The organism is Halorussus marinus (genome assembly GCF_004765795.1).
In the GTDB taxonomy this organism is placed as follows: Archaea; Halobacteriota; Halobacteria; order Halobacteriales; family Haladaptataceae; genus Halorussus; species Halorussus marinus.
Genome location: NZ_SBIV01000001.1, coordinates 581,936 through 605,265, shown reverse-complemented (window position 1 = coordinate 605,265; position 23,330 = coordinate 581,936). Strand labels below are relative to the sequence as shown.

General features: G+C 70.3%; 26 protein-coding genes. 9 read left to right on the top strand and 17 right to left on the bottom strand.

The annotated features are described in order from the left end of the window. Positions 1–150: 150 nt before the first annotated feature. Together EPY72_RS03080 and EPY72_RS03075 are read right to left on the bottom strand one after the other, a co-directional pair. On the bottom strand, positions 151–732 hold the full coding sequence (locus EPY72_RS03080; RefSeq protein WP_135805528.1) for a hypothetical protein: 582 nt from the start codon (positions 730–732) through the stop codon (positions 151–153). A 43-nt stretch (positions 733–775) separates the two neighbouring features. Further along, positions 776–2,950 (bottom strand): CDC48 family AAA ATPase, encoded by a 2,175-nt coding sequence (locus EPY72_RS03075; protein WP_134670575.1) that lies wholly within the window; start codon positions 2,948–2,950, stop codon positions 776–778. Positions 2,951–3,079: 129 nt separating this feature from the next. On the opposite strand from EPY72_RS03075, the gene EPY72_RS19935 reads away from it, so the two are divergent. Beyond that, positions 3,080–3,214: a DUF7128 family protein gene (locus EPY72_RS19935; protein WP_280177949.1), complete on the top strand. Its 135-nt coding sequence runs from the start codon at positions 3,080–3,082 to the stop codon at positions 3,212–3,214. Between the two features lie 54 nt (positions 3,215–3,268). On the opposite strand, the gene EPY72_RS03070 is transcribed toward EPY72_RS19935, so the two are convergent. Together EPY72_RS03070 and EPY72_RS03065 are read right to left on the bottom strand one after the other, a co-directional pair. Further along, positions 3,269–3,517, bottom strand: a complete 249-nt coding sequence (locus EPY72_RS03070; protein WP_135805527.1) for a DUF7508 domain-containing protein — start codon at positions 3,515–3,517, stop codon at positions 3,269–3,271. Further along, positions 3,514–3,939, bottom strand: coding sequence for a DUF5796 family protein (locus EPY72_RS03065; RefSeq protein ID WP_134670577.1), 426 nt, complete (start codon positions 3,937–3,939; stop codon positions 3,514–3,516). The genes EPY72_RS03070 and EPY72_RS03065 overlap by 4 nt, the downstream gene beginning before the upstream one ends. Positions 3,940–4,060: 121 nt before the next feature. Between EPY72_RS03065 and EPY72_RS03060 the strand changes: the two genes are divergently transcribed. Together EPY72_RS03060 and EPY72_RS03055 are read left to right on the top strand one after the other, a co-directional pair. Next, complete coding sequence (locus tag EPY72_RS03060) at positions 4,061–4,918, top strand: shikimate kinase (protein WP_134670578.1); 858 nt, start codon at positions 4,061–4,063, stop codon at positions 4,916–4,918. Next, a complete protein-coding gene (locus tag EPY72_RS03055) occupies positions 4,876–5,181 on the top strand; it encodes a chorismate mutase (protein ID WP_134670579.1) in 306 nt (101 codons plus the stop codon). Before EPY72_RS03060 ends, EPY72_RS03055 begins: the two co-directional genes overlap by 43 nt. Before the next feature lie 335 nt (positions 5,182–5,516). Here EPY72_RS03055 and EPY72_RS03050 read toward each other — a convergent pair whose 3' ends face one another. The 3 genes from EPY72_RS03050 to surE all read right to left on the bottom strand — a co-directional run bounded on the left by EPY72_RS03050 (position 5,517) and on the right by surE (position 7,574). Next, entirely contained in the window at positions 5,517–5,972 is a 456-nt protein-coding gene (locus EPY72_RS03050; protein ID WP_135805526.1) for a hypothetical protein, read from the bottom strand. 84 nt (positions 5,973–6,056) lie between these two features. Further along, positions 6,057–6,737 carry a carbonic anhydrase gene (locus EPY72_RS03045; RefSeq protein ID WP_134670581.1) on the bottom strand — a complete coding sequence of 227 codons (681 nt, stop codon included), beginning with the start codon at positions 6,735–6,737 and terminating at the stop codon, positions 6,057–6,059. Between the two features lie 63 nt (positions 6,738–6,800). After that, positions 6,801–7,574 (bottom strand): 5'/3'-nucleotidase SurE, encoded by a 774-nt coding sequence (surE, locus tag EPY72_RS03040; protein ID WP_134670582.1) that lies wholly within the window; start codon positions 7,572–7,574, stop codon positions 6,801–6,803. 103 nt (positions 7,575–7,677) lie between these two features. On the opposite strand from surE, the gene EPY72_RS03035 reads away from it, so the two are divergent. Next, a complete protein-coding gene (locus tag EPY72_RS03035; RefSeq protein WP_134670583.1) occupies positions 7,678–8,064 on the top strand; it encodes a YccF domain-containing protein in 387 nt (128 codons plus the stop codon). A gap of 39 nt (positions 8,065–8,103) precedes the next feature. Here the strand turns inward: EPY72_RS03035 and EPY72_RS03030 are convergent, their stop codons facing one another. The 6 genes from EPY72_RS03030 to mvk form a co-directional block, all read right to left on the bottom strand. Next, positions 8,104–8,520, bottom strand: coding sequence for a hypothetical protein (locus EPY72_RS03030; protein WP_135805525.1), 417 nt, complete (start codon positions 8,518–8,520; stop codon positions 8,104–8,106). A 38-nt stretch (positions 8,521–8,558) separates the two neighbouring features. Then, a complete protein-coding gene (locus EPY72_RS03025; protein WP_135805524.1) occupies positions 8,559–8,822 on the bottom strand; it encodes a hypothetical protein in 264 nt (87 codons plus the stop codon). 63 nt (positions 8,823–8,885) lie between these two features. Further along, entirely contained in the window at positions 8,886–10,247 is a 1,362-nt protein-coding gene (locus EPY72_RS03020; protein WP_135805523.1) for an LLM class flavin-dependent oxidoreductase, read from the bottom strand. A 79-nt stretch (positions 10,248–10,326) separates the two neighbouring features. Beyond that, entirely contained in the window at positions 10,327–11,250 is a 924-nt protein-coding gene (locus EPY72_RS03015) for a DMT family transporter (protein WP_135805522.1), read from the bottom strand. An 82-nt stretch (positions 11,251–11,332) separates the two neighbouring features. Further along, a complete protein-coding gene (locus EPY72_RS03010) occupies positions 11,333–12,082 on the bottom strand; it encodes an isopentenyl phosphate kinase (protein ID WP_135805521.1) in 750 nt (249 codons plus the stop codon). After that, positions 12,079–13,068 carry a mevalonate kinase gene (gene mvk, locus EPY72_RS03005; RefSeq protein ID WP_134670588.1) on the bottom strand — a complete coding sequence of 330 codons (990 nt, stop codon included), beginning with the start codon at positions 13,066–13,068 and terminating at the stop codon, positions 12,079–12,081. Before mvk ends, EPY72_RS03010 begins: the two co-directional genes overlap by 4 nt. Positions 13,069–13,159: 91 nt before the next feature. Between mvk and EPY72_RS03000 the strand changes: the two genes are divergently transcribed. Further along, entirely contained in the window at positions 13,160–15,175 is a 2,016-nt protein-coding gene (locus tag EPY72_RS03000; RefSeq protein ID WP_244605509.1) for a prolyl oligopeptidase family serine peptidase, read from the top strand. A 70-nt stretch (positions 15,176–15,245) separates the two neighbouring features. Further along, entirely contained in the window at positions 15,246–16,220 is a 975-nt protein-coding gene (locus tag EPY72_RS02995; RefSeq protein ID WP_134670590.1) for an alpha/beta fold hydrolase, read from the top strand. Here EPY72_RS02995 and EPY72_RS02990 read toward each other — a convergent pair whose 3' ends face one another. Beyond that, on the bottom strand, positions 16,221–16,607 hold the full coding sequence (locus EPY72_RS02990; protein ID WP_135805519.1) for a Zn-ribbon domain-containing OB-fold protein: 387 nt from the start codon (positions 16,605–16,607) through the stop codon (positions 16,221–16,223). Then, on the bottom strand, positions 16,604–17,767 hold the full coding sequence (locus EPY72_RS02985) for a thiolase C-terminal domain-containing protein (protein WP_135805518.1): 1,164 nt from the start codon (positions 17,765–17,767) through the stop codon (positions 16,604–16,606). Before EPY72_RS02985 ends, EPY72_RS02990 begins: the two co-directional genes overlap by 4 nt. Before the next feature lie 145 nt (positions 17,768–17,912). On the opposite strand from EPY72_RS02985, the gene EPY72_RS02980 reads away from it, so the two are divergent. Then, positions 17,913–18,236: a DUF5789 family protein gene (locus tag EPY72_RS02980; protein ID WP_209019583.1), complete on the top strand. Its 324-nt coding sequence runs from the start codon at positions 17,913–17,915 to the stop codon at positions 18,234–18,236. Between the two features lie 18 nt (positions 18,237–18,254). Here the strand turns inward: EPY72_RS02980 and EPY72_RS02975 are convergent, their stop codons facing one another. Both EPY72_RS02975 and aglJ read right to left on the bottom strand, forming a co-directional pair. Then, entirely contained in the window at positions 18,255–19,940 is a 1,686-nt protein-coding gene (locus tag EPY72_RS02975; RefSeq protein WP_135805517.1) for an acetate--CoA ligase, read from the bottom strand. Positions 19,941–20,015: 75 nt separating this feature from the next. Then, a complete protein-coding gene (aglJ, locus tag EPY72_RS02970; RefSeq protein ID WP_134670595.1) occupies positions 20,016–20,921 on the bottom strand; it encodes an S-layer glycoprotein N-glycosyltransferase AglJ in 906 nt (301 codons plus the stop codon). A 149-nt stretch (positions 20,922–21,070) separates the two neighbouring features. On the opposite strand from aglJ, the gene EPY72_RS02965 reads away from it, so the two are divergent. Together EPY72_RS02965 and EPY72_RS02960 are read left to right on the top strand one after the other, a co-directional pair. Then, positions 21,071–22,213, top strand: coding sequence for a glycosyltransferase (locus EPY72_RS02965; protein WP_135805516.1), 1,143 nt, complete (start codon positions 21,071–21,073; stop codon positions 22,211–22,213). A gap of 1 nt (position 22,214) precedes the next feature. Further along, on the top strand, positions 22,215–23,255 hold the full coding sequence (locus tag EPY72_RS02960) for a glycosyltransferase family 4 protein (RefSeq protein ID WP_135805515.1): 1,041 nt from the start codon (positions 22,215–22,217) through the stop codon (positions 23,253–23,255). Positions 23,256–23,330: the final 75 nt, after the last annotated feature.

Sequence of the window (23,330 nt, the reverse complement as noted above, 5' to 3'; positions counted from 1 at the left end):
GGAGTAGACACGAATTCAGCGCCCCGGCGCGATCAGTCGAGCGTTCGGAGCCGATCCGGCGCGTCCGGTCGGTCGAGCGCGGTCCGGTGGGCGGCGATGACCGAGACCCTCGCTCCCGGGACGCGACTTCGCGGGGCGGAGCCGTCGCTCTCACTCCCGATTCGGCCCGACCGCGGAGGCTCGCCGGACGAGCGCCGCGGCCCCGGTCGCCAGCGCGAACACCCACCCGCCGGTGAGCGCGAGCGATCCCGCGACGACGGCGTACCGGAACGCCAACGGCGGCGTCGCCGAGACCGCGCTCCCGACGAGCACGAGCGCGGCCGCCGTCGCGGCGAACGGGAGTCCGACGAGGAGGCCGACCGGGGCAAGCGCGGCGTCGACCGCCGTCGGAACCGCCCCGGCGAGCGACGCGACCGCGTAGGCCCCGAGCCCCGCGACGATCGCCCCGAGGACTCCGAGCGTCAGGTCCGACGGGAACAGCGCAAGGCGCGCGAGCGGCGAGTCGGCCGCGAGCGACTCGGCGTCGACGACGGCGACGGCGAGCACGGCAAAGAGGTAGCTCCCGGCCAGTCCGGCGAGCGCGTAGCCGACGTGGGTCGCGCCGAGACAGTCGGCGTCCGCCGGACACGCCCCGTTCGCATCCCTGTAGACGACGTACAGCGCCGGGAACAGCGCCGTCACGAGCGCGAGCGCGTGCGGTCGGCGCGGTCGGACCGCTTCGGGGAGGCTCACGACCGGAGATGGGCGCCGATCGACATAAACGGTCGCGACCGCGTCACTCGTCGGTCAGCGTCGGCCGGACTTTCTCGATCGCGGCCTCGAAGTGCTTGTGTTGAATCTCGATCTCGTGGGCGTTCGCGTCGGCCTGCTCGACGCCCCACGCGTCGGCGGCCTCCCGAATCGCCCGCATCGAGGCGTCTCTGACCACCGCTTCGAGGTCCGCGCCGGTGTACCCCGCGAGGTCGGCCGCGAGTTCGTCCAGATCCACGTCGTCGCCGATCGGCTTGTCGCCGGCGTGAACGTCGAGGATCTGGCGCCGGCCGGTCTCGTCGGGCGCCGGGACCTCGACGTGTTCTTCGAGGCGACCGGGCCGCAACAGCGCCGAGTCGAGCGCGTCCCGGCGGTTCGTCGCCGCGAGCACGATCAGATTGGGGTTCTCCGCGAGGCCGTCCATCTCGGTGAGCAACTGGGAGACCACCCGCTCGCTGACCTCCGCGCCGCCGCCCATCCCGGCGCCGCGCTGGCCAGCGATCGAGTCGATCTCGTCGAAGAAGACGATGGCGGGGGAGGCCTGCCGGGCGCGGTCGAATATCTCCCGGACCGTCTTCTCGCTCTCGCCGACGTAGCGGTCGAGCAGTTCCGGGCCGTCGACGTGGATGAAGTTCACGTCGGTCTCGCCCGCCAGCGCCCGGGCCAGAAGCGTCTTGCCGGTCCCCGGCGGGCCGTGGAGGAGGATCCCGGTCGGCGGCTCGGTCCGGGTCGCCTCGAAGAGGTTGCGGTACGCCAGGGGCCACTCGACGGCCTCGGTGAGCGTCTGTTTGGCCGTTTCGAGGTTGCCGACGTCGTCGTAGGTGGTGTCGGGCGACTCGGCGACGAACTCCCGCATCGCCGAGGGGTCGACCGACGCCATCGCGGTCTCGAAGTCCCGTCGGGTCACCTCGACGTCCATCAACTCCTCGTCGTCGGCCCCGGCGTCCCGGGCCCGCCGGAGCGCGGCCATCGCGGCCTCGGTCGCCAGCGCGTGGAGGTCCGCGCCGACGAAGCCGTGGGTGCCGGCCGCGAGCCGGTCGACGTCGACGTCGTCGGCGAGGGGCATCCCGCGGGTGTGAACGTCGAGAATCTCGCGACGCCCCGCTTCGCCGGGGACCCCGATCTCGATCTCCCGATCGAACCGTCCGCCCCGCCGGAGCGCGGGGTCGATTGCGTCGACGCGGTTGGTCGCGCCGATCACGATGACCTGCCCGCGGGATTCGAGCCCGTCCATCAGCGACAGGAGCTGGGCGACCACGCGGTTCTCGACGTCGCTCTCCTCGTCGCGCTCGCTCGCGATGGCGTCGAGTTCGTCGAAGAACACGATCGTGGGCGCCTCCTCGCGGGCCTCCTGGAAGATGTCGCGGATCCGCTCTTCGCTCTCGCCCTTGTACTTGCGCATGACCTCCGGCCCCGAGACGGTGATGAAGTGGGCGTTGACCTCGTTGGCGACCGCCTTCGCGATCATGGTCTTGCCGGTCCCCGGCGGGCCGTACAGCAAGACGCCCTTCGGGGCGTCGATGCCGAGCCGCCGGAACAGCGCGGGGTTCGACAGCGGGAGCTCGACCATCTCGCGGACCCGCCGGAGCTCCTCTTCGAGGCCCCCGATGTCCTCGTAGGTCGCGCCCGTCGGCTCGTTGGGCGCGTCGTCGTCGCCGCTCAGAACCGGGATCGAGGTCGGCGTCGAATCGTCGCCAAGCGACACCGACACGTCCGTCTCGGCCGAGACCCGGACGACGCCGTCCGGATCGGTCGCGGCGACGTGGAAGGTGCCGGCGTCGCCGAGGCGTTCGAGTCGGACGCGCTCGCCCTCCTTGACGGGGCGGTCCCGAAGCGCGCGCTTGAGTGCGGTCTCTAAGGTCTCCCGATCGTCGGCCGAGAACTGCGCGGTCGGCGACAGCCTGACGGCGTCGGCGTCCTCGACCGAGATCTTCCGGACGGTGACGCCGTCGCCGATGCTGACCCCCGCGTTCGTCCGGGTCTCGCCGTCGATCTGGACGACGCCGGACCTGACGCCGGTGCCCGCGGGCCACACCTTGACGACGGTGTCGCGCTCGCCTTCGATGACCACGGTGTCGCCGCTCAGGACCCCCAGCGTCGCGCGGGCCGACTCGGGGATGCGGGCGATCCCCCGGCCGGCGTCCCGCTTTTCGGCGCCCTGCACGGTGAGTTCGACCGCGGCCGATCCCTTCGCGTTCATGTCAACCTCTGATAGCTCTACCGCCTTGAGGATTCCCCTGTCGGGCGGGACGTGAATCTCCGGACCGACACCGCGACCGGCCCGCGTCTCGGGGCAAACGATTTACTTTCGTGTGCTGTACCATCGAACATGGTGGTCGAAACCGAGCGCGACGACATGACGTGGTACAAATGCGAGGGTTGCGGCATGATGTTCGACGACGAGGGCGACGCCGAGCAGCACGAAGAAAACTGCGACCACGAGGACCCCTCGTACATCCAGTGACGGCCGCGCCGGCCCGCCACACTCGATCCGGGTCGGCTCGACTCTCCGGACGGCTCAGAGGCCGGCGCGTTCGCGGTGTTCGGCCGCCAGTTCCTGCGCGTGGCGCTCGGATTCACACGCCTCCCACCGGACCTGTTCGGCGTCGGCGTACGCCAGCGCGTCCTTGAGTTCGTCCCGCAGGACGCCCCACTCGACGGACAGAACCTCGCCGTCGGCGTCGCCGAGTTCGTACACGCCGTACCGTTCGGGGACCGACCCGACCGTCGTACGCGAGAGTTCGCGCCAGCGTTTCGGGAGGCTCATTCGTCGACGAACTCGTAGGAGGACTCGCCGAGCTGGTCCTCCTCGAAGACGAACACCCGACCCCGGGCGACTTCCGGGTCGGCCTCGATCTCGATGGCGTAGCCGTCCATCCGCACGTCGACGCCGGGGAACAGCGACTCCGCCTCGCCGGGGTCGAGCATCACGCGCCCGACGCCGGTCTCTTCGAGGATCTCGTCGTGGGTGTTGCGGTCGTTGACGTACATCAGCACGCCCTCGGTCTCGGTCGGATCGGTGACCAGCACCTGCACGAGCTTGCCCGGTTGGGTCCGGAGCGTGCCGTCGACCTTCGTCGGCACCCCGTGGTAGAACGTCTCCCGGCCGTCGGTGTACTCGACGACGATGCCGTCCTCGGTCAGCTCGACGCCGAGCGTGTCGGGCGCCACGTCGTTGCGCGCGCTCATGGCCGGGAATTGGCGAGGTATCGGGAAAAGGGACGCGCTTCGGACGGCGGCGCTCGTCGGCTCCGGAGTCGGTCTTGCGCCAACCACCAGCGTCAATACCCCCCGCGAGAGACGGACACACATGGACGGTCGAGCCTCGGCGCCCGCGGCGGGAACAGTGCTGAACGCCCTCGCCTGCGGCAAGGGGTCGGCGTTCGCCATCGACGCCGAGACGACCGCGACGGTCGAACTCGACGACTCGGGGACGGTCGCCGGCGAGATCGCGGACGCGCCCGACGCCGACACGGAGCTGATCGAACGGTGCGTCGAGCGCGCGCTCGCGGAATACGGCGACGGCGATCTCTCGGGCGGGTCGGTTCGGACCGACAGCGAGGTGCCGATGGCCGCCGGGCTCAAGAGTTCGAGCGCGGCGGCGAACGCGACGGTGCTGGCGACTCTCGACGCGCTCGGGATCGCCGAGGAGGTGCCACGGGAGGCGGCCTGTCGGCTCGGGGTCGAGGCGGCCCGCGACGCCGGCGTGACGGTGACCGGTGCGTTCGACGACGCGAGCGCGAGCATGCTCGGTGGCGTCACGGTCACCGACAACCGGACCGACGAACTGCTCGCCCACGAGGACGTCTCGTGGGACGTGCTCGTGTGGACGCCGCCCGAGACCGCCTACAGCGCCGACGCCGACGTCTCGCGGTGCGAACGCATCGCGCCGGTCGCGGAGTTAGTCGCGGACCTCGCGCTCGAGGGCCGGTACGCCGAGGCGATGACGGTCAACGGCTTCGCGTTCTGTGCGGCGCTGGAGTTCCCCGCCGACCCGATGCTGTCGGCGCTCCCCGACGCGGCCGGCGTCTCGCTGTCGGGGACCGGACCGAGCTTCGTCGCGGTCGGCGAACGCGAGGCGCTCGCCGGGGTCCGCGACCGATGGAACGAACTGGAGGGTACGACATGGTTGACGACAACACGCAACGACGGCGGCCGGACGAGATGAGCCTCGCGGAGCTCCGCGAAGAGATAGAGACGATCGATCGGGAGATCGTGGAACTGATCGCGCGCCGGACCTACGTGGCCGAGACGGTCGCGGAGGTCAAAGACCAGCGGGACATGCCGACGACCGACGAGGACCAAGAACAGCGCGTGATGGACCGGGCGGGCGCGAACGCCCAGAAGTTCGACGTCGACGACAACCTCGTGAAGGCGATCTTTCGGCTGTTGATCGAGCTGAACAAGGTCGAGCAACGCGAGAGCAGGTAACACCGAGCGCGGCGCCGTCGACTCGTGCTGTTCGTGCGTAGTCTCACTCGACCACCCGGAGGGCTCCCCAGAGGGCGGTGGCGAAAATCACGCCGGCGACGGACAGCGGCACTCGCGTCCACACGCCAGCGGCGCCGGTCAGAAGTTCACGATCCGGTGAAACGCGACGTACACGACCGGTGGGACGACGAGCAGTGCGAGCAGAACTGCACCGACCAGTTGCGCGAGGTCGACGAGACGCATGCCGCCTTTCATCGGTCATATTACATAATCGGGCCTCAAGCCGGAACACCGGAAGCGTCGCTAACGGGACCCAGGATAGTCAGAGCGGCCGTCTACGAGTCGACGTCGGGCGGCGTCTTGACGAGGTTCCGTCCCCGCTTCCAGATGTCGGCACGAATCCGTCTTCCCGAACTGGTGAAGACGAGCGCGGCCGCGAGTGTTATCGAGAGGCTCCGAACCGAAACTTCGACCCACGGTGAGAGCGTCCCTTCGGAGACGACGAACAGGCTCCCGCCAAGAGTCAGTAGAGCGTGCGAAGCCAGTTCGGCGATGAAGTAGCCGCCACCGGCCGAAAGCGAGGGGCGGAACCCCGCGATCCAGAGTACGGCGACGACGACAGTTCCGAAGACCAAGCCGGCTCCCATCGAAGAGAGCGGACCCGAGACCGGGACTGCATCGGCTACGTCCCATCCGAGACCGAAAACCGAGGGCCCGACGAGCAACCAGACGAAAACGAGATGAAACAGTGACGACTCCCCGTTCGAAGGATCGGACGAGGGTCGGTGCATTACACCGTCCTCGGGGAGGGTGTTTCAAAAACGTTCGGATGAGGCACGTCGCCGTCGTCCCCGACTTCTCTCGCGTCGTCCGAGTCAGTACTCCCAGCGGCGTTCGATCCGGTCTGCCACCTCGGGGTGTGCGTCCCGAAGCGTCTCGACGTCTCGCTCGCCGTCGACGTTGACGACGTGGACCTCCCCGCGCCGCCCGGAGTAGACGTCCTGAAAGTCGTAGACGACGCCGAACACGTCGGTCCCGTCGGGGACCTCGTCGCTCTCGCGGAGGAACGCCACCTGCCGGTCGACGTTGTACTCGACGAGCCGGTTGATCGCCGCCGCCCTGTCGAGGTCCGCCGGGAGCGCCTCGACGCCGGGTTCGAGGTGGGGCGCGAGCAGATCGAGGCAGTGGTCGATCCCCGGGGGTTCGGAGACGCCGTCGGTCAGCGCGTCGTACGTCGCCGTCACCGCGCCGCATCCGGTGTGGCCCATCACGACGACGGTGTCGGTGCCGGTGTGTTCGATCGGATAGAGGACGTCGCCCGAGACGACCTCGCCGTCGGCGGTCTGCTGGACGACCCGGTTGCCGATGTTACCGCAGGTGAACAGCCGGCCGGGCTCGTCGTTGCCCCAGACGTGGTCCTGGAGGACTCGCGAATCGGAACAACAGACCGTGACCGCCTCGGGGTGCTGGGCGTCCTGAACCGCGTCGAATCTGGTCTCGAAGTCGGCGGCGTGGGCCGCGTTCCCGTCGAGCAGTTCGCGGAGCGTTCGCGACATGGTTCTGCAGACGCGCTCGGGCACCTATATGTTTGTTCTCTCGGTCGACCGCTCCTCGCGTGATCAGTAGCGTTCGGCGAGGTCGTCGAGCGCCTCGTGGCGCTCGGTGGTGTGGGGCGCGGTCAGCGGCGAGACGCTGATCTTGCCCTCGTAGACCGCTCGCCGGTCGGTCCCCTCGGGGTCCGGGAGCGTGTCCGACTCCATCTGCGACCAGGTGTTGTCGTGGAGCGAGACCACGCCGTCGCCGTCTCGGGTCGCGTCCATGTCGTAGACGTGGGAGGGCCGGGTCACCACCATCGGCGTGTGCTCCTCGGTCGGGAGGGGCGCGTTGACGTTGAGGTACTCGGCGTGCTCGAACACGCCCGCGTCGGGAGCTTCCTCGACGAGATACCGCACCGACTCGGCCACCTCGGCGTACTCGTCGACCGCGGTCTCGCGGGGCCACTCGTCGTTGGGGACGTGGAGCGAGGCGGCGATCGCGGGCACGCCGAAGAACGCGGCTTCGACCGCGGCGCTGACGGTGCCCGACCGGCCGAGGATGTGGGCTCCGAGGTTCGCGCCCTTGTTACAGCCCGAGACCACCACGTCGGGGTACGGCCCGATCTCGGCGAGGCCGGCCACGACGCAGTCCGAGGGCGTGCCGTGGACCGCGTGGCCGAGTTCGTGGTCCTCGACGGCCACCTCGTAGGACATCGCCCGGCCGACCGCGCTCTGGTCGTCGGCGGGCGCGACGGTGGTGACGTTCCCGACCGCCGCGAGTTCGTCGTAGAGGGCGCGGATGCCGGGGCTGTCGATCCCGTCGTCGTTGGTCAGCAGGATCTCGAGGGAGTCGGTCATGTGCGTGGTGTCGGAGCGCCGGGTCAAAAGCGCTCGGTTCCCGAACCCGGCGGTCGTGCCACCGGAAGGCATATGTCCCGAAGCGATAGTTCCCCGAGGACGCATGTCGACTCGACGGAAACAGCACTCGCTGGTGGTCCGGGCGCTCTGGTACCTATTCGTCGGCTGGTGGGCCACCGGGCTGTGGCTCACGGCCGCGTGGGTGCTCACGGTGACGATCGTCGGGCTCCCGGTCGGCATCAAGATGATAAACGCCGTCCCGAAAGTGCTGACGCTCAAAGAGCGGTCGGGGTCGCTGGTCGCGGGCTCGGGAGCGCGCGAACAGCCGAATCTGGCTGTTCGGGCCGTCTACTTCCTGCTGGTCGGATGGTGGGCCAGCCTCGCCTGGATGGGGCTGGCGTACGTGGTCTCGCTGACCGTGGTCGGGCTCCCGGTCGCCGTCTGGCTGTACAACCGCCTGCCGTACGTGACGACCCTCTATCGGTACTGAGTCGACCGGGACGTTCCGACCGCGGCGTCGGACGCCGTCTCACGGGGGTGTGGGCTCGGGTCGCCCCGTCAGCGACGGGACGCTGACGTTGATCGGCGGGACCGCGTCCTCGAACGCCCGCCGCGACTCCCAGTAGCGCTCGGACAGCGAGTAGTCGAGCGAGCCGCGTCGCCACCAGCTGTCCCGGTCGGTCATCGTCCACGGGTTCTCGGTGGCCGCCCTCGACGCCCGCCAGCCGTCGGCGTGCCAGTCCTCGACCGCCTCGCAGTAGTTCCGCAACCGGACCCGGGTCCCGGGCTCGTCGGCGGGCGCGTACTGGTGCCAGGGTTCGACGACCCGAAGCCGGACGTGCGAGCCGTTCATCGGCAGGTCCGACGGCGTCTCGGTGCCCTTGATGTAGTGGTACGCCGAGTAGATGATCCGCCGTACCTCCCCGGTGTCGTCGTCGACCAGCACGTAGACGGGTTCGCGGTCCTCGGCGTGGCTGTCGACGGTCAGCGTCCCCCTCTGTCTGGGGTACCACAGGAAGTAGACGTACGCCTCGTCTCGCGGTCGGGCGAGGAGTAGACGCCGCCGTAGCTCGCGGTCGGCTCGACGTCGAGGTGTCCGATCGCGGTCGTCGGCTGGTAGGCCTTCAGCGCCGACTCGTCGTACGTACACTCGGGGCGGTCGGTCCCGTCGGCGCCGACGCCCGACGCGGCCCCGACGACCGAGATCAGCGCCACCGCGAGCACGACCGCGACCGAACGCGTCCTCACGCTCGGATCTACCCGCCTCAGAGACTTAAGCGAGGTGGCGGATCGCCCGACGGGTCGCCGGTCTCACCGCCGTGCCGGGTGGTCCTCGGCCAGCGCCGTCCGGCCCGCCTCCTCGAAGAGGTTCTCGCGCAGGGTCTGGCCCTCGTAGGCCTCGCGGACGAGTCCGCGGTCCCGAAGCTCGGGCACCACCATGTCGACGAAGTCCTCTAAGGTCCCCGGTCGGACGATCTCCTTGAGGTTGAAGCCGTCGACCCCCACCTCCTCGTGCCAGTACTCGAGCCGGTCGGCGACCTGTTCGGGGTCGCCGACCACGACCGGCGAGGTGGTCCCGAGCCCCGCGAACTCCGCGACCTCGCCGACCGTCCAGTCGCGGTCGGGATCGTTCTTGGTGAAGGCGTTGATCGCGCCCTGGATCGCCTCGGTCTCGATGTGCTCGACCTGCTGGTCGGGGTCGAGCTCCGAGAAGTCGAGGTCGATGAACCCCGCCAACAGCGCGAGCGTCGCTTCGGTGTCGACGTTCTCGGCGTAGGTCTCGTACTTCTTGCGTGCGATCTCCTCGGTCTCGCCGACCACGGGGACGATGCCCGGGAAAAACCGGAGGTCGTCGGGGTCCCGGCCGCGCTCGGCCGCCCGCTCGCGCATGTCCTCGATGTAGTCTCGGACGCCCCGTTCGGTGGGCTGGCTCACGAAGACCGCCTCGGCGTTGTCGGCGGCGAACGCCCGGCCCCGCTCCGAGGAGCCGGCCTGATACAGCACGGGCGTGCGCTGAGGGGATGGCTCACAGCCGTGGGGGCCGGGAACGTCGAAGTACTCGCCCTCGAAGTCGATGGCCTCGACCCCGTCGGGGGCCGTGTACACCCCGGTCTCGCGATCCCGGACCACGGCGTCGTCGTCCCAGCTGTCTTCCCAGAGGGCGTAACAGACGTCCATGAACTCGTCGGCCCGGTCGTAGCGTTCGTCGTGGTCCATCCGGTCGTCGACCCCGAGGTTGGCCGCGGCGCTCTCCAGATACGAGGTGACGATGTTGAACGCCACCCGACCGTCGGTGACGTGGTCGAGCGTCGACAGCTCGCGGGCGAGCTGGTAGGGGTGGTTGTACGAGGTCGACTTCGTGACCGCGAACCCGAGGTGGTCGGTCACAGACGCCATCGCGGGCACCAGATACGCGGGGTCGTTCGAGGGCGTCTGGATCGCGTTCTCGACGGCGGTCTCCCGATCGCCGCCGTACACGTCGTAGATGCCGCGGACGTCCGCGAAGAAGACGCCGTCGAAGCCGCCCCGTTCGGCGGTTCGGGCCACGTCGAGCCAGTAGTCGAGGTCGGTGTAACGGTGGGACTGATCGCCCGGAGTCCGCCAGTTGCCCGTCGTGACGTGCTCGACGGAGTTCATCGTGAACAGGTTCAGATGGATGTAGTCGGCGGCCATTACCGGATCACTCGGCCGGATCGTCCAAAAGGCGGCTGATACCGGCGAGATACGGGGCCGATCTCTGACGGCCCGCGGGTCAATCGCCGGCGGTCCCGCCGGCCCGTCGCGCGCCGTCGACGAGGTCGGCGATGGCCCGGCGCTTGAGCACGACGAACCCGGCGAACACGACGCCGAACCCGACGATCGTCAGCGGCGTGATCGACTCGCCGAGCACGACGACGCCCGCGATGGTCGCCACGACCGGAACGAGATACGAGACCAGCGAGGTTTCGAGCGCGCCCCGGACCTCAAGCAGCGTGAAGTAGATGAGGAAGGCGATCGCGGTCGCGAACACGCCGAGGTACCCGACCGCGGCGCCCGCCGCCGGGGTCGACGGGAGCGCGAACGGTTCGCCCACGCCGGCGCTGACCGCGTGGAGCAAGACGCCCCCGACGAACATCGACCACCCCGACAGGGCGGCGTTGTCGAGCGTCGGGCTGGCGCGCTGAACGAGCACGCCGCCGAGCGCCACGCCCGCGACCTGGAGGAGGATGAAGAGCCGACCGACGAGCCCGCCGGTCAGGTTCGCGGGGTCCGGGCGCACGATGAGCGCGACGCCGGCGAACCCGAGCAGGATGCCGACCGCGCCCCTCGCCGAAACTCGCTCTTCGGGGAGGAGGCCCAGCGCCCACAGCGACGTCACGATCGGGACGAGACTCTGCATGATGGCGGCGACCCCGCTGGGGACCGTCTGCTGGCCGACGAACAGGAACGCGTTCGCGCCGACCAGAAACACGCCGCCGGCGAGGACCGCGCCGAGGTTCGCTCGGTCGGTGGGCCGCCACGTCGCGCCGCCGAAGACGGCGTACCCGAGCAACAACACGGCGGCGATGTCGTACCGGAACGCCGCGAACAGGATCGGCTCAAGCGTCTCTAACCCGACCGAGATCGCCAGAAACGAGAACCCCCACAGGGTCGCGAGGAGGACGAAGAGACCGGCGGTGGCAAAGCGGTGGTTCACGCCGTGTCGAAGTGTCGCCGGACAATTATTCCTCCCGGTTCCGGCACGCTGGACGCCCCCGCCCGCGGTTCCGAGAGCAGGGTCAGCCCCGGACGAGCGTCCCGGGGTCCTCGCCGGCGAGGAACGCCTCGAGGGCCTCGGTGCCGAAGATCGCGGCCGGCGCGTCCAGTTCCAACAACGCCCGGACCTTCCCGGCCATCCCGCCGGTCACGTCCGTGGCGTCGCTCCCGCCCAGCGACGACGCCACCGCCTCGTACGACCGGATCTCCGGGACGACGTCCCCGGCGTCGTCGAGCACGCCCGGCACCGTCGAGCAAAAGCCCACCCGGTCGGCGCCGACGCCCTCGGCGACGGCGCCGACAGCCTCGTCGCCGCTCAGGATCGTCACGCCCTCGCCCGCGTGGGCGACCACGTCGCCGTGGAGCACCGGCACGAACCCCTCACCGAGCATGGTCTCGACCTGTCGGGTCGGGAGGTCGAGCGCCGCCGTCTCGTCGCGGCTCGCCGCCGAGAAGGGGTGGACCGGCACCGCGGGCACGCCCCGGTCGTGGAGTCGCGAGAGGACGAACTCGTTGAGCGTCTTCATGGCGGCGTGGATCTCGACCGCGGCGGTCGCGTCGGCCGACCCGTCGGTCTTCGAGACGCCGTGTTCGCTGGCGTGGTGGTGGCCGAAGCTCCCGCCGCCGTGGACTACCACGAGGTCGGCGACGTCGCCCGCGGCCAGCGCGTCGGCGACCGCGTCGGCCGCCGCGTCGAGCGCAGGGCCGTCGAGGGCCTCCGGGCGGTCCTTGTCGGTGATGACGCTCCCGCCGAGCTTGAGGACCGTCGTCATCGGTCCTCCACGCGCACGCCCTCGGTGTCGAGTTCGGCCCGAAAGGCGTCCTCGCACCCGGGCGTGAACTTGAGCGCGGTCTCGGTGCCGTCGCTCGGATCGAGCGCCACGATACAGCCGCCCCCGCCCGCGCCGGTGAGCTTCGCGCCGAGGGCGTCGGCGTCGCGGGCGGCCCACACCATGTTGTCGAGCGACCGCGAGGAGACTCCGAGCGCTTCGAGCAGGCCGTGGTTGAAGTCCATGAGCCGGCCGAGCTCCTCGAGGTCGCCGTCGGCCAGCGCCCGCTCGCCCCGACGGACCAGATCGCCGATGCCCGAGACGGTGTCGGCCGCGAAGTCGTACTCCTCGCGGAGCGCCCGTACGCCCGCCACGAGCTCGCCGGTGTCGCCCGCGCCGCCGTCGAACCCGATCACCAGCGGGAGCGCCGGCGCCTCGATGGCCCGGCAGTCGTCGCCCTCCACCCGGACCGCGCCGCCGGTCGCCGAGCAGAAGGTGTCGGCCCGCGAGGCCTCGCCGTCCTGGACGGCGAGTTCGGCGCGATAGGCGCGCTCGGCGATCTCCTCGGTCGAGAGCTCGACGCCCAGTTCGCGGGCGCCGGCGTCGATGCCCGCGACCGCGACCGCGGCCGACGAGCCCAGCCCCCCGCCGAGCGGGATCTCGCTCTCGACGGTGATGTCGAAGCCGGCCTCCGGCGCGTCGGCCGCGTCGCGTGCCTGCTCGACCGCGGCGTCGACGTAGCCCATCCCGGCCTCGACCAGCGATTCCGCGACGTCTACGTCCGGGGCGGCGTCGCTCGCCGAGCCGTACTCCACGGTGAACCCGTCGAGGCTCAGATCCTCCGCCCGGACCCGGATGCGATCGTCGTCGCGCTCCTCGGCGGTGACCTGCGCGCGGCGCTCGATGGCGCAGGGCACCGCGGGCTCGCCGTAGACGACCGCGTGTTCTCCGAACAGATACACTTTGCCCGGAGCACTCGAAACGACCATGCGCGTGGGTTTCGGGCCGGGGATTAACACGTTTGCGGACCGCGTCGGCCGATTCGACCGATTTATGGTCGCCACGCGGTACGGTCCGCGTGTGACAACCCCACCCGAAACCGAGCGCCGGGACGTCGTCGAGACCGTCCACGGCGAGGAGGTCCGCGATCCGTACCGATGGCTGGAGGGCGACGACGAGGCGGTACACGAGTGGGTCGATCGGCAGAACGACCACACCGACCGCCACCTCGACGGCGACGCCCGCGAAGACCTCGCGCCCCGGATGGAGGCCCGCGCCGAGGTCGCCGACTACGGCGTGGTGGTCGCCCGCGAGCGGGGGTACTTCCAGCGGGTCGAAGCGCCCGACGAGGACCGCGCCAGACTCCTCTTTCGGCCGCGTCTCGACGCCGAGCCCGACGTGCTCGCCGACCCCAACGAGTGGGCCGACGAGGAGTCGCTCGACTGGTTCGCCCCCTCGCCGGACGGGTCGCTGGTCGCGTACGGCGTCGCGGAGGGCGGCGACGAGCAGTACGACGTGACGGTCCTCGACGTCTCGTCGGGCGAGGTCCGCGACGTGCTCCCCGACCGGGGTCGGACCGGCCCCGACGGGCTGGCGTGGACCGACGAGGGCTTTTACTACGTCGCGACCGGGTCGGCCGCCGACGGCGAGCAACTCGACAAGGAGCTACGATACCACGAACTCGGCACCGACGCCGACGACCCGGTGTTGACCGACGAGGTCGGCGAGCACGTCTGGCCCCAACTGGAGACCGAGGACGGGCGGCTCGTCGTCGCCTTCCACCAGGGGTGGACGACCTCGACCGTCCACCGCTGGGAGGGGTCGCCGACCGACGGCGAACTCGTCGACGTCGTCGCGGACGCCGACGCCTCGTTCCGACCGCTGGTCCGGGACGGCGTGGTCTATCTCCGGACCGACTACGAGGCGCCGAACGCCCGGATCCTCGCGTGTGACGTCGACGCCGTCGAGGTCGACCCCGACGACCTCCGGGAAGTGGTGCCCGAACGGGAGGCCATCCTGACCGACGCGGTGCTGGCCGGCGACTCGCTCGTCGTCCACGACCAGCGCGACGCCCACTCGTCGCTGTCGGTGTACGACCTCGACGGCGGCGGTCGCCGGGAGGTCGACCTGCCGGGGTACGCCGCAATCGGCCGGGGCGCGCTCCGGGGCCGACCCGACGCCCCCGAAGCGTTCTTCCGCGCCCAGTGGTTCGACCGCGCGCCGCGAGTCTCGCGGCTCGACGCCGAGACCGGCGAGACCGAGGTGGTCAGCGAGCGCGAGACGACCGACGAGGAAATCGACCTCGCGGTCGACCAGCGGTTCTTCGAGTCGGCCGACGGGACCGAGATCCCGGCGTTCGTAGTCCACCGCGAGGGGCTCGACCGCGACGGCGACAACCCGACCGTCCTCTACGGCTACGGCGGCTTCCGGGTCTCGCTCACGCCGAGCTACGACCGGTTCCGGACCCCGTTCTTCGAGGACGGCGGCGTCTACGTTCAGGCGAACCTCCGCGGCGGCGCCGAGTACGGCGAGGACTGGCACCGCGCGGGGATGTACGAGAACAAGCAGAACGTCTTCGACGACTTCCACGCCGTCGCGGAGGGGCTGATCGAGGCCGACTACACCAGCCCGGACCGGCTCGCCGCGATGGGCGGTTCGAACGGCGGACTCCTCGTCGGCGCGGCGATCACCCAGCGTCCCGACCTGTTCGGCGCGGCGGTGTGTGCGGTCCCGTTGCTCGACATGCTCCGGTTCCACGAGTTCCTGCTCGGCGCGTCGTGGACCACCGAGTACGGCGATCCCGACGATCCGGAGGCGTTCGCGTACCTCCGGGAGTACTCGCCGTACCACAACGTCGAGGAGCGAGCCTACCCGTCGGTGCTGTTCAAGACCGCCGAGGGCGACAGCCGGGTCCACCCGGGCCACGCCCGGAAGATGACCGCCCGGATGCAACACGCGACCACCGGCGACGACCCGATCCTGCTCCGGACCGAGACCGAGACCGGCCACGGCGCCGGCAAGCCAACCTCGATGGTCGTCCGCGAGAACCTCGACCGCTGGACGTTCCTCTACGACCAGTTGGGCGTCCAGCGGTAGTCGCCCGGACGCGAGCCGCGACCGCCGTCGCGGCGCAACGGCTAACTTTCCTCGCAGTGACGTATCCGATATGAAGCTCACGAGAACCGCCGCCGCCCTCGCGGGCGGACTCGGCTCCGCCGCGCTCGCAAACAGACTGCTCGCCTGGAAGGCCGGCGACCTCGACCCCGCGCTGGAGGGCCGTCAGGAGACCTACCGCTGGCGGGGGTTCGACGTCGCGTACACCGAGGCCGGCGACCCCGACGACCCGGACGTGCTGTTGTTGCACGGTGTCCACGCCGCCGCGTCGAACAAGGAGTTCGACCAGATCTGGAGCCAGCTCGCACAGACCCACCACGTCATCGCGCCCGACCTCCCCGGGTTCGGCCGCTCGGACCGACCGCCCCTGACCTACTCGGCGGCGCTCTACACCGCGTTCGTCGCCGACTTCGCCGAGGACGTGACCGACGACGCCGCCTGCGTGGCGTCGTCGCTGACCGGGGCCTACGCCACGCTCGCACAGCGACAGGCCGCGCCGTTCAACCGGCTGTTGCTGGTGTGTCCGACCGGTGAGACCGGCCCGCGCCGGACGTGGGTCCGGTCGCTGTTCCGGTCGCCGCTCGTCGGACAGGCGCTTTTCAACGCGCTGGTGAGCAAGGGCTCGCTCGACTGGTTCGACAACCGCGACGCCTACTCGACCGAGGCGAGCTACACCGAACAGGACGTCGAGTACCAGTGGGAGACCGCCCACCAGCCCGGCGCCCGCTTCGCGCCCGCCTCGTTCGTCTCGGGCTTTCTCGACCCCGACGCCGACCTCGGGGCCGAGCTGGCGGCGGTCGACGTGCCGGTCACGCTCGTCTGGGGCCGGAACGCGACCGTGACGCCCCTCGAAGAGGGCGAGGCGCTGGCCGAACGTGCGGACGCAAAGCTCGTCGTCTTCGACGACGCCCGACTCCTCCCCCACGCCGAGCACCCGGGTCCGTTCCTCGACGTGCTGTTGGACGAGCTCACCGAGGAGTCGATCGAAGAACGCGACGAGCCCGTCGAGGAGGGCGTCGAGACGTAGCTACCGGAAGACGAGGATTCGCTCGCCGGTCGTCTCCGTCCGGGCGACGTCCGGAGTCACCTCGGCGCCGACCGCCACGTCCTCGGGCGCGGCGTCCCGGAGCTGGCCGGTCAGCCGGACGCCGCCGAAGTCGACCACCGCGGTCACGTACGGGGTGTCGTCGTCGAACTCCGGGGCGGCGACGTGGACCGTCGTGTAGGTCTCGATCTCGCCGGTCTCGGCGAGCGGCGTCTCTCCGAGGTCGCCCGCCCCGCAGTGGGGACAGACCTGCCGGGGCGGCAACGAACCGTGGCCGTCCGGACACTCGAGGTAGAAGCCCTCGCCGGCCTCGACCGCGTCGAGGAAGTCGTCGAACCCCTCGTCGCGGACGCGCGTATCGTCGGTCATTCTGTCACCTCCAGAACGTGGACGGTGGTGCTCGCGACCGTCCCGCCGGCGTTGTGCGTGACCCCGACGTCGCCGTCCACGGCGTCGCTGTTGGGGTGGTCGCCCCGTAGCAGTCGGGTCATCTCGACCACCTGACTCGTGCCGGTGGCCCCGACCGGGTGGCCCTTGGCCTTCAGGCCGCCCGAGAGGTTCACCGGTCGGTCGCCGTCCCGGGTGGTCTCGCCGCGGGCCGCCGCGCCGATCGCCTCGCCGGGCGCGTAGAAGTCGAGGGCTTCGAGCGCGAGCACCTCCGCGATGGTGAAACAGTCGTGGACCTCCGCGGCCGCCACGTCCGCCGGCCCGACGCCGGCGTCGTCGTAGGCCTCCGCGGCCGCGCGTTCGGCCGCGGGCGTCCGAGCGAGGTACTGGCGGTCCTGGAGCGCCATCTTGTCGCCGCCCTGTCCCGTCCCGGTGACCGCGACCGGCGCCTCTAGCCCGTGGTCGTCGGCGTACTCGTCGCTGACGAGCACGACCGCGCTCGCGCCGTCGGTGATCGGGCAGGCGTCGTACAGCCCGAGGGGGTCGGCGACCATCGGGGCGTCGAGGGCCTCCTCGACCGAGATGGCGCGCTGGAACTGCGCATACTCGTTTTCGAGGGCGTTGTCGTGGTTCTTGACCGCGATCTCCGCGAGGTCCTCCCGGGAGCCGCCGTACGCCTCGAAGTACGCGCGGGCCATCAGCGCGTACGCCGCGGGGAACGTCATCCCGGCTCGGACCTCGTAGAGGTCGTCGGCCGCGATAGCGAGCGCCTCGGTCGTGCCCGCGGTTCCGAGGTTGTTCATCCGCTCGGCCCCGCCGACGAGCACCACGTCGGCCTCGCCGTTGCGCACGTCCTTGACCGCCTCCCGGAGCGCGGTGCCGCTGGAGGCGCAGGCGCTCTCGTAGCGGGTCGCGGGCGCGGTCACGCCCGCGGCCTCGGCCATCAGCGGGCCCTGATGGCCCTGGTGTTCGGCGAGTTCGCCCATGAAGTTGCCGTAGTTCAGTCCCTCGACCGCCGACCGGTCGACGCCCGCGTCGGCGAACGCGCGATCGGCCGCCTCCCCGAAGAGGTCCCGACCCGTCCGCTCGGGGTGTTTCCCGAAGTGGGTGAGGCCGACCCCAGCGACTCGTACGCCTGTCATACCGTCACGTACGACGCCGACGGTTAAGAAAACCGTTGGTCTCGGCGCGCGGTCGGGTCGGTTCGCCCGGACGGCCGGTCGGCGCCGACCGCGAGACCGAGGAGGTAGCTTTTCGTACCGCGAGTGAGTACCTTCGACCATGGGAATGAGGCCACCACCGTCGAACTCCGACGACGGCCCGGACGTCATCGAGTTCGGCATCGCCGAAGTGGCGGCCGCGCTCGACGACGGAGACGTGACGTTTCCGGCCACCGGCGAGGAGGTCGTCAGGGCGCTGTCGGATCCGGAGATCGACTACAACGCGAAGGGCCACGAGGTGCCCCTCTCGGAGGCTGTCGGCGACGTCGACCGCGACCGCTTCGAGAACAAACAGGAGTTTCTGAACGCGCTCCACCCGGTGTTCGAACGCTACCGAAACTCCCGGACGCCGGGCGTCTTCGAGCGATTTCGGGCCGCGCTCCCGCTCTGAGTCGGCGCCACGGGCGGCTCACTCTCGCTGGACGTCGGCCTCCCGCTGGGCGTCGTCCTGGAGCTCGGTCCGTCTGATCTTCCCGGTCACGGTCTTGGGAAGCTCGTCGACGAACTCGATCTCGCGGGGGTACTCGTGGGCCGACAGCTCCTCGCGGACGTGGGTCCGTACGTCGTCTTTCAGCTCGTCGTCGGGGTCGGCGTCGTCGCTCGCCACGACGTAGGCTTTCACGATGTTGCCGCGCTCGCGGTCGGGTTTGGGCACGACCGCGGCCTCCGCGACCGCCGGATGCTCGCCCAGCGAGCTCTCGACCTCGAATGGACCGATCCGGTAGCCCGACGAGATGATGACGTCGTCGGCCCGCCCCTCGAACCAGAAGTAGCCGTCTTCGTCCAGTCTGGCGAGGTCATCCGAGAGGTACCATTCGCCGTCCGGCCCGTCGACGAAGCAGTCGGCGGTCTTCTCGGGCTTCTCCCAGTAGCCCGCGAAGAAACACGGGTACTCGCCCCGCTGGGCGATCTCGCCCGTCTCGCCCGGCGGGAGCACCTCGCCGGTGTCGGGGTCGACGACCGCGGCCTCGACGCCGGGCAAGGGCTTGCCCATGCTCCCGGGCTTGAGCGCCATCGTCGGGTAGTTGTTGATGATCATGTTCCCGGTCTCGGTCTGGCCGTAGGTGTCGTGGACCGTCACGCCCAGCGTCTCCTCGGCCCAGTCGACCACGCCCGCAGAGAGGGGCTCGCCGATCGAGAGGGCGTGGCGCAGATCGAGGTCCGCGCCGTCGAGGAGTTCCTCGTTCTCCCGGAGCATCCGGTAGGCGGTCGGGACGCTGAACAGCACGTCGATGGGATGCTCGTCGAGCAGGTCGGCCCACGTCGCCGCGTCGAACTCGCCCTCGTAGGTGAAAAGCGACGTGCCCCAGAACCACGCCCCGAGGGTGTTGATCGGGCCGGTGAGCCACCCGAGGTCGGCGGTCGACCAGTAGACGTCGTCGGGCTGGAGGTCGACCGCGTACCGCTGGGTGGCCCCGACGCCCGCGACCCACCGGTGTTTGTGGAGGACGCCCTTCGCCGGCCCGGTCGTCCCGCTGGTGTAGTACAGGAGCGCGTCGTCCTCGCCGCCCGTCCGGGCGGGTTCGTACTCGGGACTCGCCTCCTCGAGCGCGTCGCCGAACCGGACGTCGCCGTCGGGGACGACCCCACCGCGGTCGACCGTCAGGACGTGCTCGACCGACGGCGCGTCGTCGAGGGCGTCCGCGACCGTGTCGCGGTTGTCAGAGGTCGTCACGACGACCGAGGCGTCACAGTCGTCGAGCCGGTAGGCGATGCCGTCGGGGCCGAACCGCTCGTTGACGCCGCCGAACACCGCGCCGCGCTTGAGCGTGCCCACCAGCGCGACGTAATGCTCGGGGATGCGGGGCATGTAGGAGAACACCCGATCGCCGCGCTCGACGCCCAGTTCTTCGAGGACGGTCGCGAACCGCCCCGACCGGTCGGCGAGTTCGGCGAACGTCGTCTCGGTCATCTCGCCGTCCTCGCTCACCTGATAGAGCGCGACCGACTCCCCGCCGTCGGCGTGTCGGTCGCAGACCTCGTGGCCGATGTTGAGCTCGCCGGGAGCGTCCCAGTCGGCCTCGGCGTACAGTTGGTCCCACGAGAACGACTCGCGTGCGTCGTCGTAATCGGGTAGGTTGTGACCGTCCACCATGCGCTCGGAAGCTACTCACGTCAGTGAAATAACTGTACCGGCGAGTCCGGAACGGGGAGCGACAGGCCCGCGACCTCACTTGAGCCGGCGCATCTGCTCGCGGTGGAGCGTCACGATGAGGTCCGACAGCACCCCGAACATCAGCAGTTGGACCCCGAACAGGATGGCGAACGCCGCGACCACCGCCAGCACCTCGTGGGAGACCCGCGGGCCGACGAACCACTCGTAGCCGACGTAGCCGGCGACCGCGACGCCGAACAGCCCGCTCAGCACGCCCACGCTCCCGAAGTAGAACAGGGGGTTGTTGGTCTTCGCGAGCTGGTAGAGGGTCAGCAAGATCACCCCGCCGTCCTGCACGGGATGGAGGTTGGTCTCGGACTCGTCGGGGCGGGCCTCGTACCGGATGGGGACGACCGTCGTCGGCACGTCGTGTTTCACGCACTCGACGGCCATCTCGGTCTCGACGCCGAAGCCGTCGGCGTCGAGGTGGAAGCGTTCGACCGACTCGCGGGTGAACGCCCGGTAGCCGCTCAGGATGTCCTCGAAGTCCTCCCCGTGGATCGTCCGGAACACCCAGTTGAACATCCCGTTGCCGGCCTTGTTCAGCCGAGTCATCGCACCCTCCTCCATGTCGGCGAACCGGTCGCCGATGACGTGCTCGTAGCGGCCCTCCAGCAGGGGTTCGAGCATCGCGTCGGCGTCCTCGGGCCGGTAGGTGCCGTCGCCGTCGAGCATCAGGACGTACTCGGCCTCGATGTGGCGGATCGCCTCCTGGATCGCCTGACCCTTCCCCGACCCGGACTGCTGGAGCACGCGCGCGCCGTGCTCGCGAGCGATCTCTTGTGTCCGGTCGGTCGAGTCGCCGTCCACGACGAGGACGTTCTCGAACCCGCGGTCGGTGAAGCCGTCGACGACCTCGCCGATCGTCTCGGCCTCGTTCAGCGTGGGGATGAGCACGCACACGTCCTCGCGTTCGGCCATTGACAGGGAGTGGTCACCACTCCCGCAAAAGGCTTACTTCTCGCACGCTCGCGGCGGTCGACCCTCGAACCCCAGCCGACGGCGGAACCCGCCGACCCGCCCGAGCGACGACCGTCAGCCTGTTATAATCCGATTTCGTAGTCGGGCGCATGAACGCTCTCGTCGCCGTCGCCGGCGCGCTGGTCGCGGTGACGGCCCTCCCGTATCTCGCCTTCCTCGCGCTGTACGCGTGGGTCCGCCCCGAGGGCTCGCCCGCCGACAAGCGCGAGGCCGAACCCGCCGTCAGCGTCGTCCTGCCGACGTACAACGAGTCGGGCATCGTCGAGACGAAACTCGACGACCTGCTCGAACTCGACTACCCGATGGAGAAGGTCGAACTGGTGGTCGTCGACTCCAGCGACGACGACACCCCAGAGCGCATCGAGTCGTATCTCGCCGACCGCGAGTACCCGGAACTCACCCTCATCCGCGAGGACGAGCGCCGCGGACTCGCGCCCGCGCTCAACGACGCGTACGCCGCCGCGGAAAACGAGATGGTCGTCAAGACCGACTGCGACTCCTACGTCGCCGACGACGCGCTCAGGGTGGCCGCGGCGAACCTCGCCGACCCCGAGGTGGCGGCGGTCACCGGGCGCAACGCCGAGGTGCTCGGCGGGAGCGAGGTCGAAGCGGGCTACCGGGGCGTACAGGCCCACGTCCAGACGCTCGAATCCCACCTCGACTCGACGCTCATTTTCCACGGACCCTTCTCGGCGTTCGAGAACGACGCGGTCGTCCCGATCGACCCGAACTCGCTGGCCGACGACACCGAACTCGCGCTGAAGATCCGACGGGGCGGCGACCGGGTCGTCTTCGACCCCGCGGTCCGCTACGAGGAGGCCTCCCACTCGGACTTCGGCAAGCGCCGCCTCCAGAAGGACCGCCGCGGGATGGGCCTGATCCGACTGCTCGTCCAGCACCGGGACGCGCTGGGCAAGTACGGCAACTACGGCCGACTCGTCCTCCCGTTCAACTGGTGGTTCATGGTCGTCTCGCCGTGGCTGGTCGCGCTCGGCGCGCTCGCGGTGACCGCGGCCGCGGTGTCGGTCGTCGGCCCCGCGGGGCTCGCGGTCCTGGTCGCTCTCGCGGGGTTCGTCTGGCTCGGACAGAAGGACCTGCTCGGGCCACTGCAGGCGATCTACGCCGTCTTCGACTCGCAGGTGTCGTTACTCCACGCCGCGGTCGAGTTGCTTCGGGGCAAGGGCGACGGGACGTGGGAGGTCGACGAGGAACTGCGCGAGGCGTTCGACTGAGATGGAGATCCTGCAGGTCGCGCCGCGATACCCGCCCCACACCGGCGGCGTCGAGACTCACGTCGCCGAGATCAGCGAGCGGCTCGCGGCTCGGGGCCACGACGTGACCGTGTTCGCCGCCGACGCCGGCGCCGACGTTCCGGATCGGGAGACGCGAAACGGCGTGTCGGTCCGGCGCTTCCGGGGGTTCGCGCCCGGCGGCGCCTTCCACGTCGCGCCGGGGATCGCCCGCGCGGTCCGGCGGGTCGATCCCGACGTGATCCACGCGCACAACTATCACTCGCTACCGGTGCTGTTCGCGGCGCTCGGCGCCGGCGACGCACGGTTCGTCGTGACGACCCACTATCACGGCGCGAGCGCCGGCGACCTTCGGGACCGACTGCTCTCGCTGTACCGACCGGTCGGCGGGTGGGCGCTCGGCCGAGCCGACGCCGTGATCGCCGTCAGCGACTGGGAACGCGGCCGGCTCCGCGCGGACTTCGGAGCCGAGGCGACCGTGATCCCGAACGGCCTCGACGTCGCGCGGTTCGCCGACGCATCGCCCGAACGCCGCGACCGCCCATACTTGCTCTGTGTCGGCCGGCTGGAGGCGTACAAGGGCGTCCAGCACGCGATTCGGGCGCTCGCCGACCTCCCGGAGTACGACCTGCTGGTCGCCGGGTCGGGCGACTACCGCCCGGAACTCGAAGCGATCGCCCGAGAGGCCGGCGTCGCCGACCGCGTGACGTTTCTGGGTTACGTCGCCGACGAGCGCCTGCCCGGTCTGTACGCCGGCGCCGAGACCTACCTCGCGCTCTCGTCGTTCGAGTCGTACGGCATGACGGTCGCCGAGGCGCTGGCGGCCGGGACGCCGTGCGTCGTCCGGGAGGCCGGAGCGCTGGTCGACTGGACCGACCGCGATGACTGCGTCGGCGTCGCGGACGTCGACTCTACGGCCGTCTCCGAAGCCGTTCGTGAGGCCGCCGAGCGCGACGCCCCCACCGCCGTACTGCCGTCGTGGGACGACGTGAGCGAGCGCGTGGCCGCGGTCTACCAATCGTAGGGCGGGCGGCGATCGGCCCCTCGCGGCCCGCCGGCCCGTACGAGTAGCGTTTTAACGGTCGCCCGACTTCGGGCA